Source organism: Autumnicola tepida, from assembly GCF_031846485.1.
GTDB classification, from domain to species: domain Bacteria; phylum Bacteroidota; class Bacteroidia; order Flavobacteriales; family Flavobacteriaceae; genus Autumnicola; species Autumnicola tepida.
This window is the reverse complement of the sequence record NZ_JAVRHQ010000006.1, coordinates 81,368-96,574: the sequence shown is the minus strand read 5'-3', so window position 1 is coordinate 96,574 and position 15,207 is coordinate 81,368. Positions and strand designations below refer to the sequence as shown.

Genomic DNA, 15,207 nt, shown 5'->3' with positions numbered 1-15,207 from the left:
AGTGATGAAAAAATATAAGTTAATCATACAAATTTTTATTTTGCTGCTTCTTTGTGCTAACTTTTCCTGTGAGAAACTGGTAGACATTGATGCTCCAACTGATAAGCTGATAAGAGAAGAAGTGTTCAGCAATGAAAAAACGGCCATCAGTGCCATGGACGGTATTTATAATGAATTATACCAGGCAGAATTTTCAAGTGGTTCCCGATCCAGCGTAACGGTATTGGCGGGATTATCGTCAGATAACCTTCAGTATTTCAATTCTGTGAATCTCAATATGATGGAGTTTCAGGACCATGAAATTACCCCTGCTAATCCAGGCAACCTGGAATTATGGACAAGTGCTTATAACATCATTTATTTGTGTAATTCTTTTATCGAAGGCATTACAAATTCTACTTCAATTGATGCGGAGTTACAGCAGCAGTTGGAAGGAGAGGCTAGATTTGTCCGTGCCTTCAGCTATTTCTACCTGGTGAACCTCTATGGTAGAATTCCACTGATTCTGGATACTGATTATCGCGTAAATGCATTGAAACCTCAGGCCGACAGTGAGGAAGTATATGATTTAATTGAAAACGACCTTTTGTTATCATCTGAAATGCTGAGTGCTTCTTATAGAAATTCAGAGAGAACCAGTGTTAACCAATTTGTAGCAAAAGCACTACTGGCCAGGGTATACTTGTTTTTGGAAGATTGGCAAGGAGCTGAAAGTCTTAGTAGCGAGGTAATTCAAGAAACTGCCTCTTACGTACTTCTCGACAACCTGGATGAGGTTTTTCTTGCGAATAGCCGCGAGGCAATTTGGCAGATATCGCCGATAGGGGGAGGTGGGATCGTTTCTAATACCAATGACGGTAGTATGTTTATTATCGATCCTTTCTTTTCTTTTTTTGCCACCTTAAAACTGGATGAATCCTTAATTGCCGAGTTTAGTGAAGGTGATATTCGACTAGAGAAATGGATTGGATATAATTCTTCTAAAGATGCTTTCTACAGTCATAAATATAAAATTAGGGCGAGTTCACAATTTCCCATACAGGAATATTCTATGGTCTTACGATTAGCAGAGCAATATCTCATTAGAGCCGAAGCAAGAACACAAATGGGGAAAATCAATGATGCCGTAAATGATCTGGATGTGATTCGGCAACGGGCAGGTTTACCTGCTTTAATGGAGATTACACCGGGTATAGCCGAAAATAATTTAATGGAGGAAATATACCTTCAGCGAAGGATAGAATTGTTTACCGAATGGGGACATCGCTGGTTTGATCTAAAAAGGAGTGATCTTATAGAGAGAGTATTTGAAAACAGCTCTACATGGGAATCTACAGATAGGCTTTATCCTATTCCCATTGAAGAAATTTCTAAAAACCCAAACCTAATTCAGAATGATGGCTACTAGTAAACAGTATATATTCCCGCTAATCTTTGTGTTAAGTGGATTGCTTTCTTACAGTCAGATTTCAAGTTTAGAATTACCTGAAAAAGCAATTCAGCTAGATAGCACGGTAAGATTTGGCAAACTTGAAAATGGTTTCACTTATTACCTGAAAGATATTAACAATCCACAAGGGGAGGTAATAATGAAAATGATTCAGAAGACAGGAAGATTTCACGAAGATGAAGATCAGACGGAGTACGCACACCTTTTAGAGCATGTTGGAGTAAGGGATGTTGAGAAATATAAAGACCTGGCAACAGTGCTTACACTTAATGGAATTGATCACAGAGCTTTTACAGCTAAGCTTTCAACTAGTTATACCTTGATTATTCCCCAAAGTGATCAACAGAAACTTGATCTTGGGTTAACAGTATTAGAACAATGGGCTGGAGGTATTGTTATTGATTCTTCCAGAATGAATATGCACCAGGGTAGCATTCTAGGTGAATTACGTCCCATCGATGCCTACGCAGATGATTTTTATAATAAAAAAGGGAAAATACTGCTTCGGAATACCGGGTTTCCTCCTGCTGATAATAATAAAAGTCTTCAAAGTATTAAGAATCTTGACATCAACCGGTTAAAAGATTTTTATAGGGACTGGTACAGGCCCGACTTACAGGCTGCTATTATAGTAGGAGCCATTAATCCTGACAGTCTGGAAAATGTCTTAAGAAATAAGTTTTCCAGGTTCAGTATCCCCAAGGTTGTAAGGGGTACCTCGCGTGCTATTGATAAGTTTAAGTATAAGCTGACCGGAGAAAATCAATATGAAGCTATAAATGATACTATAAATTCTAAGTGGAGGCTCAATGTTATTTCAAAAAGAATCAATTATAATTTCAAGTATCGATCAAAAAAGGATTATTACCTAAGTATTCTTCAGAATTTGTATGAAAGTATTATCACCAAAAGAAAGGATGAATATACTATGCAATATAATCCGCCATTTTCGGAATATTCAACCATGTATTATGGTAATGGTTTGGCCAGTAGCCAAATCAGTATTGGTTTAATGAATATTGAATTAGATCACGATCCAACATTTATTGAAAAAAATATTATTGAAGCGGTTAAAGCCGATGAGATTATGCATTCGAATTTTACGCCAGAGGATCTGGAGGTAGCAAAAAGCAAACTGGCAGTAACCTTGGGAGAAGCTCGAAATTCAAGTGATTTGGCACGAGCTTATGAAAATAATTTTATTTATGGGAAGGCAGCTCCATCAGAAATCGTAAGCGATGAATTAAGAAACCTGCTTAAAAATGTCTCTCTTTTAGAATTACAGAAATTTGCCGATTCGAGAAGAAACTTGCTTGAGAACTCTGATTTTATTTTTATTAACGTTCCGGAAAGCTTAATTCCTGGAAAACATAGGATCGAGGAGATTATAAAAAAGGTGTACGGTTCTACAATACCAGAATACCGTTCCCCCTTCAACAAATTAAAATCGATTGAGAACCTAACTATAAAAAGTAAAGACTTAAAAATAAAGGTTGAGGAAAATGACTTGGGAGTTACAACCTTATTTTTCGATAATGGTATCAAAGTTCTTTTGAAACCTACAAAACCTCAAACTCCCGAATTTGAAAACAGAATTGAATTTTTAGGTTTTCAACCGTTACGTTTCAACGGAAATTCAAACTGGTATAACTCACAGGTTTTGGCACACAACTACGCTTCTAAAGTCGGTACTGGGTATCATAACCATTTTCAGATTGAACAATTCAAACGCGACCATAATATGGTATTGAATTTTGGAACAGACAATAGAAATTATCTTATTGAGGGTAATTTCGATAGAAGTAATTTAAAAGATTTCTTTAACCTATTGTTTCAGTACATCCGGGTACCTGAGGAGGATGCTGAGGCCTTTAATTACTGGCAAGAGGTAAATAGAAAGCGTCTTAGTCCTTTTGCAATAAAAGGAGGGTCCGGATTTTTTCGTGACAAGATTGAAAAGATCTGGAATCCAAAAATCCCTGGTATTGATGAAAGTACATTCAATTCAATAAGCCAAGAAGAGCTGATGAAGACATATAAGGAGCATTTTTCGAATTTTAATGAATACACCTTTATAATAACCGGGGATTTCCAAGCCCAAGATCTTATTGGTGAAATTAGGCCGTACTTTACAGGATTACCCGTTTCAGGCCCTCGTGAAGGGGAAAAAATCGGTATGTGGAAAAATGAGTGGGAAAAAAGAAATGATACTTTATTCTACGGGGGTATCAATCAATCATTTTCGGAAATATTCCTGCCGGTGGAAATAGAACCCAGCATTAAAAACCAGGTTGTCCTTGATCTTGTTAATTCAGCCTTCTATGAAAGACTGGTTAAGGTGCTGCGATTGGATTGTTATGCTCCTGGAGCAGGAGGGCACTGGATTAATTTAAGTGATAGTTTATATACTTTTCAGATTACCTATAACAGCGAATTGGGAAACGAGGGAAAGATGTTTTCAAACTCCATGGACGAAATTGAGAATCTGAAAGAAACAGGAATAGATGAGAAGTGGCTGGAATCGCATACTAAGTATGCCGGGCAAAAATTCAAATCTCAAATCAATTTCTTTGGATATTTTAATTTCTGGCCTGAATTCCTGAAAAACAGTTTAGAAGAGGGAAGGGACTACGAAGAATATATTCTGAAATATCCAGGAATAGTAGAAAATTTCATAAGCATCGATGATGTGAATAAGGCAATTAACGATTATATTAAAAAGGACAACTTGCAAAACTTCCTTGTGTTGCCGAAATAAGATTGTAATAGTTCTATAACCTAATAAGAAAGCCTACTGAGATTTCCCAGTAGGCTTTAATTGATCCTATTAAAGGATAATTATGGTTCCATCACTTTGTTTTTTCTTGGTGGATAGATCCATTTCATCATAGAGTTCATAAATAGGTCCATCTGTACCAAATTGAACTTGACAAGTCTGGTTGCCACCTGTACAGTTCTGCTCAGGGATTGCTTGCCAGTTTCCATTATCATATACGTAATCACTGGCAACAACTTCAGGCTGCTCTTCAATTTCGCTTACTTCGTTAGTAAAGGACATCCCAAATACAACGAGAAGTGCCATTATCGGAATTAAAAATAACTTTTTCATAATATAAAGATTTAAAATATACCTACTCTTTGAAGGATTTTCGGTATCTCCTACTTTCTGCGCAAAAAGATTTTACAATAGTAAATTTCCCCAAATACCTTCAAATAAAATGGTCGAAAAAGCCGTAATACTATTCTCTTATGAAATTGAGCTTATATTTTTTATTCTATACTCCGAAGGTGTCTGTCCAAACTGGATTTTAAAATTTTTTGAAAAATGGGAGTGATCTTTAAAACCGCACTTCTGGGTAATCATAGAGATAGGCAATTCTGTATTCCGAATTAAAAGCGCTCCCTTTTCAAGCCTTTTCTCCATATGGAAACGATGGATGGTAGTACCATACATTTTCTTAAATCCTTCTTTAAGCTTAGTTTTATTGGTACGATGAATAAGTCCTAATTCTTTAAGGGAAGGAAGATCGGTATGCAAATTTCTGAGCACGTAAAGACGTACTTTTTTCATAAGCATTTTTGTGGCGGCAGTTTCCTTTTTTTCTGGTTTTGATGATTCATTGGTATTTGTTGCATTCTTCGCCGATTCATTTCCATTTGAAAAACGAAAAGCTGTGATCACAGTAGCGCAGATGGATTCACCCACCATCCCCTGAATAATACAGGGAGATCTATACAGGCTTCTATTTTCAGACAGAAAGTCAACAGGAATCAATCGCTGATAAGCTCTATCAGTGCCTAAATCAAGTTCATCTATCAACGCTTTTTTCGAGTTTTTTGAAAGAATTTCAGAAACCGGCCTGTCGTACATATCCTGATTCCATTTCAAAATGTCAGGAGTATTGGAAGAATAGGCTGTTATATGAAATTTTTTATCTAGGAATATCGAAAAATGTATTTCCGGTTGCTCTTCTTGTTTTTGTGCTTCGAAACAAAAATTATATATCTCCTCCGACATCATATTCAATAAAACAGTAACTGTATCAATTGGATCTCTACGCCCTGATGGTTCCTGACGAAACATGAAATTCCCGCAGGCAATTTCAATTATTTGCTGGTACAAGGCATTGAACCTCATTTTCTCATCATTGTTAATTGGTTTTTTCATAACTCAGTATAAACTTTACTATTTATATTCCTGCAGGAACGACAGTGCCTTCTGCTTATCTGTAAATACCCGGGTAGGATAATCAGGATTGCTTGTTTTTATATAAAGTTGAGTGATGGCCATGGCATGCTCGTCTTCTACCAGTAATGCAAGTGCCGTAGTCATATAAGACCCTTCAATCGCAAGATAATCCCTCGCCTCTTTATGAGCATTAGTAACGGCTCTTAGATCACAAAAAATGGGATACGAATTTTCATTCTGTAACTGTAAGCGTTGGCTTACGATCTGTTTGGCCATACTCCTATTGATCTCATAAATCTCTTTATAGACAAAGAACAGGATTCCTTCACTAATCCACATTTTTGCATAACTACCATCCACCACCATTCCGCTAAAGTTTTGGATATCACTAATATATACAATAATATAATTTAAAAGCATATCAGAACACCTCAAATGGATTTATATGCTATTTGTCAAAGTTATTTCCATAGCATTTACCAGCATTTGAATGAAAAGACGTATAACTGTTCTGAAAAGACTTTTAGTAATAACGGTTAGATTTATAAATAATATTTGTCATAGCTTGAAATATAATTTTTATAATAAAAAATCATGGCAAAGATCAAGCACAACAATTTTCTGGATACCGTAGATGAAGTAATCACCAATGCAACTAAAGCTGGAGTCCTACACTTACATGCGGAGGGATCAGGATTAAATGGACGTAAGATAACAGTTAATGGAATAGAATCCTTTCATTTTGGAACCACTGGTTATCTTGGTCTCGAACAAGATCAGCGGCTTAAGAACGCCGCCATAGAGGCTATACAAAAATACGGCACCCAGTTTCCTCTTTCCAAGACTTATATCTCGCATCCCCTGTATGCGGAATTAGAGGAAAAAATAGAATCTATCTACGATAATCCAATTCTAATAACTAAAAATAGCACCTTAGGTCATATAGCGGTTATACCAACTGCGGTAAGGGACGATGATGCGGTAATCCTAGATCACCAGGTGCACTGGAGTGTTCAAAATGCGGCACAACTCCTTAAAATAAGGGGTATCCCTGTGAGCTTGATACGCCACAACTCGCTGGATATGTTGGAAGACCGCATCAAGAAAATATCTGGAAAAGTCAAAAAAATATGGTATATGGCTGATGGGGTATATTCCATGTATGGAGATTATGCTCCGGTAGAAGATCTTATAGCACTTTGTAATAAATATCCTCAACTGCATTTATATTTTGACGATGTGCACGGAATGAGCTGGAAAGGCCATAACGGCGGTGGCTATATAATGGAAGTCCTGAAAGAATTACCTGAAAATATTTTATTATTTGGTACCTTAAGCAAAACCTTTGGGGCCTCTGGTGCCGTTTTAGTTTGCCCCGATAAAACCCTATTTCGAAAAATCAAAAACTTCGGGGGTCCCCTCACCTTCTCTGCTCAATTAGAACCCAGTGCAGTTGCTGCTGCAAGCGCTTCAGCAGATATCCACCTTTCCACCGAGATTTATACGTTACAAAATGCATTGCAGCTACGTATAAGTTATTTTAATGAACTGCTTTCGCAAACCAACCTGCCATTAATATCGAATAACGACTCCCCGGTTTTTTATATAGGTACCGGTTTACCCGCCACCGGATATAATTTTGTCAAGCGAATGCTGGATGAAGGATTTTTTGTAAACCTGGGATTATTCCCGGCGGTCCCGGTGAAAAATACAGGAGTACGCATTACGATTTCTTGCCACAACGAATTAGAAGATATTAAAGCCCTGGTGGATGCCCTGGAGTATCATTACGAAAAAGCGCTAAAGGCAACAAACAATACTCTGGAAAGGGTTGGAAAAGCTTTTAATATTCCTGTCAATCAAAATATTACAAAAAGAGAATTAGATTCAGATTTATCAGTGATTTGTGCGGATAGTATTGAAGAAATCGATCCAGAGCTATGGAAAAAATTACTCGGAAATCACAATATGCTCAATGTGGAAGGTCTGCAATTTTTGGAAAAATGCTTTTCAAATAATGACCGGAAAGAGCATAACTGGACGTTCCACTATTTTATAATTACAGATCGTAAGGGTTATCCAATTTTAGCCACATTTTTAACCAGTGGTTTATGGAAGAATGATATGCTTGCACCTGATTCGGTATCTAAAGCCATTGAGAAAGACAGGCAAGCAGATCCTTATGCGATGACCACCAAGGTTCTTTCCATGGGGTGTCTCTTTACTGAAGGAACTCATTTGTATGTAGATAATAAGCATTCAAAATCTAATGATGCTTTAAAAGAACTGTTATATAGAATCGAAGAGCTGGGAGAAAAACTAGGTGCCGGAATGTCTGTACTGCGCGATTTTAAAAAGTCAACCCCCTTGGCTGAACTGTTTCAAAAGGAGGGTTATATTCCCATCGCTATGCCTGACTCCTGCGTGATTAAGGATTTGAATTGGAACAGCGAAGAAGAATTTATCGAAACCTTAAGTTCCAGGTCACGAAAACATTTCCGAAAAGAGGTGCAGCCATTTGAAGAAAAATTCAATATTTCAATTATAGACTCCCCTGCCTCAGAAAAGATTGAGAAGTATCATGAACTCTATAAAAATGTAAAAGCAAAGAATTTTGGGTTAAATACCTTTACCTATCCAGAGAAGGTATTTCAGAATATGGCATCCCATCTGGCCTGGGAGTTTATCGAATTAAAGCTTAAGCCGGAAGACCAAATTGTAGGGGTTTTGTTTTGTTATAAAAATCCACATGGGATTTATATTCCCATTTTAATCGGGATGGATTATGACTATTCCAGGGAATTTCAGGTCTATCGCCAGTTATTATACCAGACCATTAAGAGAGCTAAGAACTTAAACTATAAAAAAATAGATCTAGGATTTAGCGCTTCCTTTGAAAAACGAAAATTTGGAGCAAAAATAATTGAAAAGCAAGCTTTTATTCAGGCTTCAGATAATTTTCAGTTGGAACAACTGGATATGATGAGAAATGAATTTTCATAAGTGATATAATAATTGCCCCCTACTTAGTCTTTGTAAAAAACCAAGCAATTTGAAGATCCCGTTACCACACTATTTTTTAATGATTCAAGGTAAGAATAAGATGTTTGACGATGTAATACATGAATTTCACAACGAACTTAACGCTACCGTTGTTCCTATACCTACTCCCCTAAAAAAAGCGGATAAGGGTATTGATATAGCTAACGGAACCTTATCTAAACTAAAGGAAATAGTAGAAAAAGAAGATTTTGAAAGTACCCCGGATGAAATAACCTTTTTCAAAAAAATCAAACCCTGCCCGATGAGTTACCTGATCTACTTTTCGGAGGTTAGGTCATGTGAGGTACGTAAACCAAAAGCAGGGAAAAATTTCCAGTATACCTTCTTTGAAAAAGAACTGCAGAAAATCAACAAATTTTTCTATAAGAACAACGATTTTGTGCAGTACATGGAACAGGGGCATGAATACCTGGATCATCAGCTCTTTACTAGACACCACCGAAAGAACTTTCCGTTCACTCCCATGATCAATTATTACCAGTATCCGGAGTTCTCAAGTTCACACGATATGTTATGGGCTAAAATACAGGCGATGTACCGACTTATTCATTATGTTCGGGAAGCCATGGAAACTATTAAACCTGGAAAACAGGATGCTTTCCTTGACAAAAAGCATAAAATCATGTTATGGTCTGGCTCTAAAACAGCTCTAGTGGAACTTATCTATGCCGTCTATGCTAATGGGGATCTTAATCACGGAGCAGTAGATATTAGTACAGTTACTTCTTCCTTTGAAGACTTCTTTAATATCAAGCTGGAAAATATTTATAAAACCTACTCTGAAATCAAGTCCAGAAAAGGTTCCAGGGCAAAATATTTGCAAAATCTTATCATTCGTCTGGAAGCTAAGATGAACCAGGATGATGAAAACTGAACTTTTCGTAGTCACTCGTAACTACGAAAAGCAGCATCCCCTCTTTCTATTCCATTTTTTCTGACATGAAACACCTGTTAAATCCTTTTTCGAGACCAAAACGCTCCAAATTCCATCAATATTTATTAAACGTTAAATTTTCTCGTAACTACGAAACATATAGGGAAAAATAACCATCAAACAGTACCAATTTAGTAGAACGAAAGTCAAACTCAGATAGGGGCTATCAATTAAAAAGCTTAAACCATTTGATAGTCCCTTTCTATTAAAAATGTTCTATTATGCCAACAAGTATTATTACCACAGACGACCTTCGGGAATTCAAAATGGAATTGCTCGAAGAACTAAGAAGTATTCTTTCCAAACAATCTTCCGGGACACTTAAACGCTATTTAAAATCTTCCGAAGTTATGGACCTTCTCAAAATTAGTCCTGGCACTTTGCAAAATTTTCGGATTAATGGTACACTGCCTTATACCAAGGTAGGCGGGATTATTTACTATGATATCCAGGAGATCCACCGGGTGATGAATGAAAACAGGGTAAGAACCAATTTTGATTTATAAAAAATGAATTATATAAAGCTCCTTAACGCGGCTTTTTCAACATTCTTTTTTGATGACCGCCTGAACCCGACACATATCAGCCTGTATATGGCATTATTCCAGGAATGGAACAGCAGCCGTTTTGCCGATAGATTTTTTGTAAACCGCAGAGAACTCATGCGTGTGGCCAAGATAGGCTCAAAATCTACCTATCATCGCTGTATCACCGATCTGGATTCATGGGATTATCTCTCTTATTTTCCTTCCAATAATCCGTACAAAGGAAGTGAAATTAAGATGTCCATTTTCGGGACAACTGATGAACCGGTTGCGGGAGACTACGATCCCATATTGGAACAGGTTGCGGAACAGTACTGTCCCATACGGGAACCAGTAGTGTACCAGCACCATCCCGTTAATGGACAGGCTGTGGACCCGCACCGTCCCGCTAGTGGACAAGCATTGGTACCTTATATAAACAATACTAAACAAATAAACATTAATAAACAGCCAAAGGGCAGACAGGCCGTTTTAATTTTTTTCGAAGAAAAAGGTTTTCCTGCTGATGAAGGAAAAAAATTCTTCGAACATTACCAGGCTCATGACTGGAAAACAAGTGACGGGAACCAGGTACGAGACTGGCGGGCCTTAGCAATCCACTGGATGGAAAAAACCGAATTATTCAACGAGGAACAAAAAGAAACCAAAAAGGAAGCGTCCCATATTCGGGACAACCTGCGAACCACTAAGCTCAAAGATTATGGACAACCCCTCTAAAATTACCGAAGGAGGCATAGAATATTCATTAGGCAGATTTGATGGGAAATCCGTTCAATATGATTTTCCTAAAATCCTGGTGTATCTAAATGCCAAAGGAAAACTCCTCTTTGGAGAAAAATTTAAAATCTACAAAAAGGATAAAGAAATTTTACTAAAGCTTTGCTCCTACTTTATTAAGGACAAAGAGAATTGCAAGAAATTTGGTATAGACGTGGATAAGGGAATCCTGCTTTCCGGACCCGTGGGATGTGGCAAAACGAGCCTTATGAAACTCTTACATTTCTTGGTGCCTCACCAGCGAAAATATGTGGTCATGCCCTGCCGTAATATCGTTTTTGCTTTTAATCATCTGGGTTACAAAACTATAGAAGACTATGGAGAAAGTAGTTTCTTCTGTTTCGATGATATGGGAGTAGAACCCATGGGACGCCACTACGGAAAGGATTGTAACGTAATCGGGGAAATCCTGCTCTCACGTTATGACCTTTTTCTTGAGACCAACCTAAAAACCCACGCCACTACAAATCTGAATGCTGAAGAACTGGAAGACCGCTACGGTAACCGGGTACGCAGCCGGATGAGGGAATTGTTTAATTTGATTGCTTTTGATACGCGGGTAAGCGATAAAAGGAGCTAGTTTATTTAAATGAAAAGTTAATTTTCTTTTATTATATTCGCCATTAAAGCCATATAATAGGAGACTCATAAGAATAAAATGACAGAATATAATTTCCCATATATTACATCTGTAACCATTGAAAATTTCAGTCTTTATAAAAAGGCTCAAGAGATTACAATCAATATTGATAAAAATGTTTTTAGTTTAGTTGGTGCTAACGGTCTAGGAAAATCTACCTTTATTACAATACTAAATTATGCATTAACAGGTATTGTAAAGCATCCAAAGAGAACATTCACATGGTATAATTCTATCAATAGATTTTACACATTGAGTAAAACTTTCGCAGCTACATATTTTGATGGTAGAGTTTCTGAAGAAGATATTGATACCGCTCAAGTGACATTAACCTTTAACTTAGGTAATATTAAATATAAAATTGTTCGTGGCTTTTTTGAACCAGATGAAATTAGATTACTCGAAATTACTGATCCTAATGGTGAAAAATGCGAATTTGATGAACTGTCCCCAAACGAAATTGATTCTGAATATCGCAAAAACTTTTTAAAAGATTCTGGACTATCTGAATTTTCTCAGTTCGCATTTTTACAGTCGTACGTATTTACGTTCGATGAAACACATCAACTACTTTTTTGGGATCCAGCCATCATGGAAAGAGTTCTTTATCTGTTTTTTGGTTTAGATTCCGCTGTGGCAAAAAAAGCTGACAAACTAAGAAAAGAATATACTACGTTCGATTCAAATGCGCGTAATTTTCAGTGGAGAATTACCCAATCCAGGAATGAATTAAAAACTATGTTGGAATCTATGGGAGACAATGCTAATTCAGGGGGTTCTGATATTGTGGAGAAACATCAAAGTTTAATTAAAGATGTAGAAACAGCTAATGAAAACTTGGATAAAATAGAGTCTGAAATAAAGGAAACTGATTTATCAATAGCAGATCTCGCTCTTAAAATTTCTTCGCTAAAAATTGAATATGATAATCTTTTCAACCAGTCATTAAAAAATGAAATTCCCATTGAAAAAGATACCATTCTTTTAAAATATGTTAAAGATATAAAATCAAAAATTTTTGCTGATGAGCCATTTCAGGAGTCACTGGAAAAAATGATTACCTACCTTCAAGAAGCTAAACGAGAATCTAAGTCTACCATTGATTTAGATATCTTAACTAACCTAAAAAAAATTGATGAAATTTTAGGAAAGGAGATTGACAAACAGGAAAGTTTTCAGAAAAGAAAAGAACGATTCGTACAAAAGGAAAAAGAAATAAATATTGAAATTAATACCTTAGAAACAAGTATTAAGGAGATTGAAGCTGAAAACGAAAATATTTTTAAAAATCAAAATTCACCTAAAAACAATGATTCTATTGAGGTTATTAAAAAAAGTTTTAAAGACCAAATAGAGAGATTCAAAGAACAAAAAGCAGAAAGTTATAGTAAAAGAGATGCTGCAAAAATCGAACTAAAAAAACTAGAAGCTTCTATGAGTAAAAGTTTTTTAGAGGCTCAAAAATTATTTGTTCCAAAATTTAATGGTTTTGCCAAAAGTTTTTTAGGCTTAGATATCAATATTGACCTTAATTTCGCGTCTAAGGGAACCAATCTGGATATAAGAATCAATGAAAACAGAAGAAGTGACTCTTACGAATTATCTGAAAGTCAACGTTATTTTATTGATATAGCTCTACGCATGGCATTATTAGGAATTGGTGCGAGACAAGCTTGTCTTCTAATCGATACTCCAGAAGGTTCATTAGATATAGCATATGAAAGTCGAGCTGGTCAAATGATCGCTGATTTTTCTGAAGGAAATTTTAAAACTATTATGACCGCAAATATCAACACCTCAAGGTTACTATTGGAGCTCGCCGAGATTTGTGGAAATAAACGAATGAAAATTCAACGGATGACTGACTGGACTTATTTATCTGAAGTTCAGACTAAAGAACAAACTAAAATAGAGTCAGCGTTTACACAAATTGAAACGCTATTAGCCTAATGTTCAAGTTACCCGAATCTATAGTAGATATTCTTTTTATCGGAAATAATATTTCGAAAAAATATTCGGATTTCAATATCTCAGAATTGCAATCTTTGGCTTATTTATCTTGTTTGATTTCCTTATACGATAATAATCCAACTTCATTTTGGAAATATAAATTCATTAAAAATGATTCTAGTAGTCCTTATAGTCATGATTTACACTCAAATGTAATTTACCTTGAACAAATTGGATATCTACAAAGTACTTCCGAAGGATATTATAAACTTTCAGAAATAGGTTTAAAAAGTTTAAATTTTTATAACACTCTATCAACTTTGAAAAGTAGAATGAAGTATCTCACTATTGCCTGTAATAGCATACATATTATTCCTCTCAATTTAGTTAGAGCAGGTTTAGAAAATGATCCAATTCTAAACGCTGCCTATCATAATAGCGGAAAAAAGTTGCTATTAGATGAGAAATCAATTGCCTTGGCTGCACTTTATGAGGATTTTTACAATTTAAAAGTAGCATTAAATGACGATTATGAAACACTTTTTGCGCCGGCAATAGTTTGGCTAGAATCTTTAACCACTAACTATAATTATGATAGTTGATCCTGAACAAGTAAATTTCTTTCGTTCAATTGCTCAAAGAGAATTTGCCCTAAAAGTATTAGATGACCTAGGTCCTGATTCTTTAGAACATCTACTTGTTTTAACTGAATCGGTTTCTGAAATATACAAGCATTTACTCTACGAAAGTTTTGAGGAGGTTTTGATATGTAAAAGTTTAAATTCGACTCCAATTTTTGAATTCATGGATAGTTCAAAAGTCATAGAAGTTACTTCTTTAAATAGTTTCTCAAACCGTAGAGGAAATCAAATTTGCATTGAAATTGTAAATAGAAATAAATTTAGAATCTGCATAGACGCTAAAATTAACAAAAACGAACTTATAAAAGACGCTATCTTATATCAACATCTAAGTTATAGTGAGGAGGAGACTATATATACTACAAATTCAACATCTACTTTGCGGCAAATTCCTGGTTCGGATTCATATTTTGCACTACAATCTTTTAAAGAATTGGATAAAGCATTAGAGCAATATGCAATTAAAAGAGCCAGAAATTCGAATTGTCCTATTTTGAAAAATGCATGGTTCAGTAAGAGTAGAATTTTTTTCAAAGTTAAACCAGAATCTTTATTGAGGGATTCTCTAACTGATTTTCTAAAGATTAGTTTTAGAGAGGAGGTACGTCCTGAGCAAATTGTAGATGACTCTCATCCTGTTGATATTAAAGTAACATGGCAAATGATTAATCGTATTGCTTTAATAGAAATAAAGTGGCTTGGAAAATCATTAAAAAATTTAGGAGAGGAATTCACATCGATCTACACTGACGCGCGAGCTAGAGAAGGCGCAAAACAACTAAGTGACTACCTAGATGAAAATATTATTCAAGCACCTGATAAAAATTCAAAAGGTTATTTGGTAATATTTGATGCTAGAAGATGGCAAACCAATAACCAAACAAAAGATATTAGTGAAGAGAATGGTTTATACTATATAAATAGTGAAATTAATTATAATCCCAAATATGAAATCATACGAAAGGATTTTGCCAAACCCATACGCTTTTTTATCAATCCGATTATTAAATTGAATTAA

13 protein-coding genes are annotated in these 15,207 nt (G+C 35.7%); 10 read left to right on the top strand and 3 right to left on the bottom strand.

Annotated elements, in window-relative coordinates:
* Window positions 1-4: 4 nt before the first annotated feature.
* Entirely contained in the window at window positions 5-1,408 is a 1,404-nt protein-coding gene (locus RM553_RS07135) for a RagB/SusD family nutrient uptake outer membrane protein (RefSeq protein WP_311534262.1), read from the top strand.
* Window positions 1,395-4,208, top strand: a complete 2,814-nt coding sequence (locus tag RM553_RS07130) for a M16 family metallopeptidase (RefSeq protein ID WP_311534261.1) — start codon at window positions 1,395-1,397, stop codon at window positions 4,206-4,208. The genes RM553_RS07135 and RM553_RS07130 overlap by 14 nt, the downstream gene beginning before the upstream one ends.
* A gap of 69 nt (window positions 4,209-4,277) precedes the next feature.
* Here RM553_RS07130 and RM553_RS07125 read toward each other — a convergent pair whose 3' ends face one another.
* The 3 genes from RM553_RS07125 to RM553_RS07115 form a co-directional block, all read right to left on the bottom strand.
* Window positions 4,278-4,559 carry a DUF6520 family protein gene (locus RM553_RS07125; protein WP_311534260.1) on the bottom strand — a complete coding sequence of 94 codons (282 nt, stop codon included), beginning with the start codon at window positions 4,557-4,559 and terminating at the stop codon, window positions 4,278-4,280.
* 138 nt (window positions 4,560-4,697) lie between these two features.
* Window positions 4,698-5,618 (bottom strand): helix-turn-helix domain-containing protein, encoded by a 921-nt coding sequence (locus tag RM553_RS07120; protein WP_311534259.1) that lies wholly within the window; start codon window positions 5,616-5,618, stop codon window positions 4,698-4,700.
* An 18-nt stretch (window positions 5,619-5,636) separates the two neighbouring features.
* A complete protein-coding gene (locus RM553_RS07115; RefSeq protein WP_241551324.1) occupies window positions 5,637-6,059 on the bottom strand; it encodes a DUF7793 family protein in 423 nt (140 codons plus the stop codon).
* Between the two features lie 174 nt (window positions 6,060-6,233).
* Here RM553_RS07115 and RM553_RS07110 point away from each other — a divergent pair, with 174 nt between their 5' ends.
* The 8 genes from RM553_RS07110 to RM553_RS07075 all read left to right on the top strand — a co-directional run bounded on the left by RM553_RS07110 (window position 6,234) and on the right by RM553_RS07075 (window position 15,207).
* Window positions 6,234-8,642 (top strand): aminotransferase class I/II-fold pyridoxal phosphate-dependent enzyme, encoded by a 2,409-nt coding sequence (locus tag RM553_RS07110; RefSeq protein ID WP_311534258.1) that lies wholly within the window; start codon window positions 6,234-6,236, stop codon window positions 8,640-8,642.
* A 79-nt stretch (window positions 8,643-8,721) separates the two neighbouring features.
* Entirely contained in the window at window positions 8,722-9,576 is an 855-nt protein-coding gene (locus tag RM553_RS07105) for an RteC domain-containing protein (protein ID WP_311534257.1), read from the top strand.
* Between the two features lie 281 nt (window positions 9,577-9,857).
* A complete protein-coding gene (locus tag RM553_RS07100) occupies window positions 9,858-10,142 on the top strand; it encodes a helix-turn-helix domain-containing protein (protein ID WP_311534256.1) in 285 nt (94 codons plus the stop codon).
* Between the two features lie 3 nt (window positions 10,143-10,145).
* Complete coding sequence (locus RM553_RS07095; protein WP_311534255.1) at window positions 10,146-10,898, top strand: hypothetical protein; 753 nt, start codon at window positions 10,146-10,148, stop codon at window positions 10,896-10,898.
* The gene (locus RM553_RS07090; protein ID WP_311534254.1) at window positions 10,882-11,538 is read left to right on the top strand and encodes a P-loop NTPase family protein; all 657 of its coding nucleotides are present in this window, start codon (window positions 10,882-10,884) and stop codon (window positions 11,536-11,538) included. Before RM553_RS07095 ends, RM553_RS07090 begins: the two co-directional genes overlap by 17 nt.
* A 78-nt stretch (window positions 11,539-11,616) precedes the next feature.
* Window positions 11,617-13,548, top strand: coding sequence for an AAA family ATPase (locus RM553_RS07085; RefSeq protein WP_311534253.1), 1,932 nt, complete (start codon window positions 11,617-11,619; stop codon window positions 13,546-13,548).
* A complete protein-coding gene (locus tag RM553_RS07080; RefSeq protein ID WP_311534252.1) occupies window positions 13,548-14,150 on the top strand; it encodes a hypothetical protein in 603 nt (200 codons plus the stop codon). The genes RM553_RS07085 and RM553_RS07080 overlap by 1 nt, the downstream gene beginning before the upstream one ends.
* Window positions 14,140-15,207 (top strand): hypothetical protein, encoded by a 1,068-nt coding sequence (locus tag RM553_RS07075; RefSeq protein WP_311534251.1) that lies wholly within the window; start codon window positions 14,140-14,142, stop codon window positions 15,205-15,207. Before RM553_RS07080 ends, RM553_RS07075 begins: the two co-directional genes overlap by 11 nt.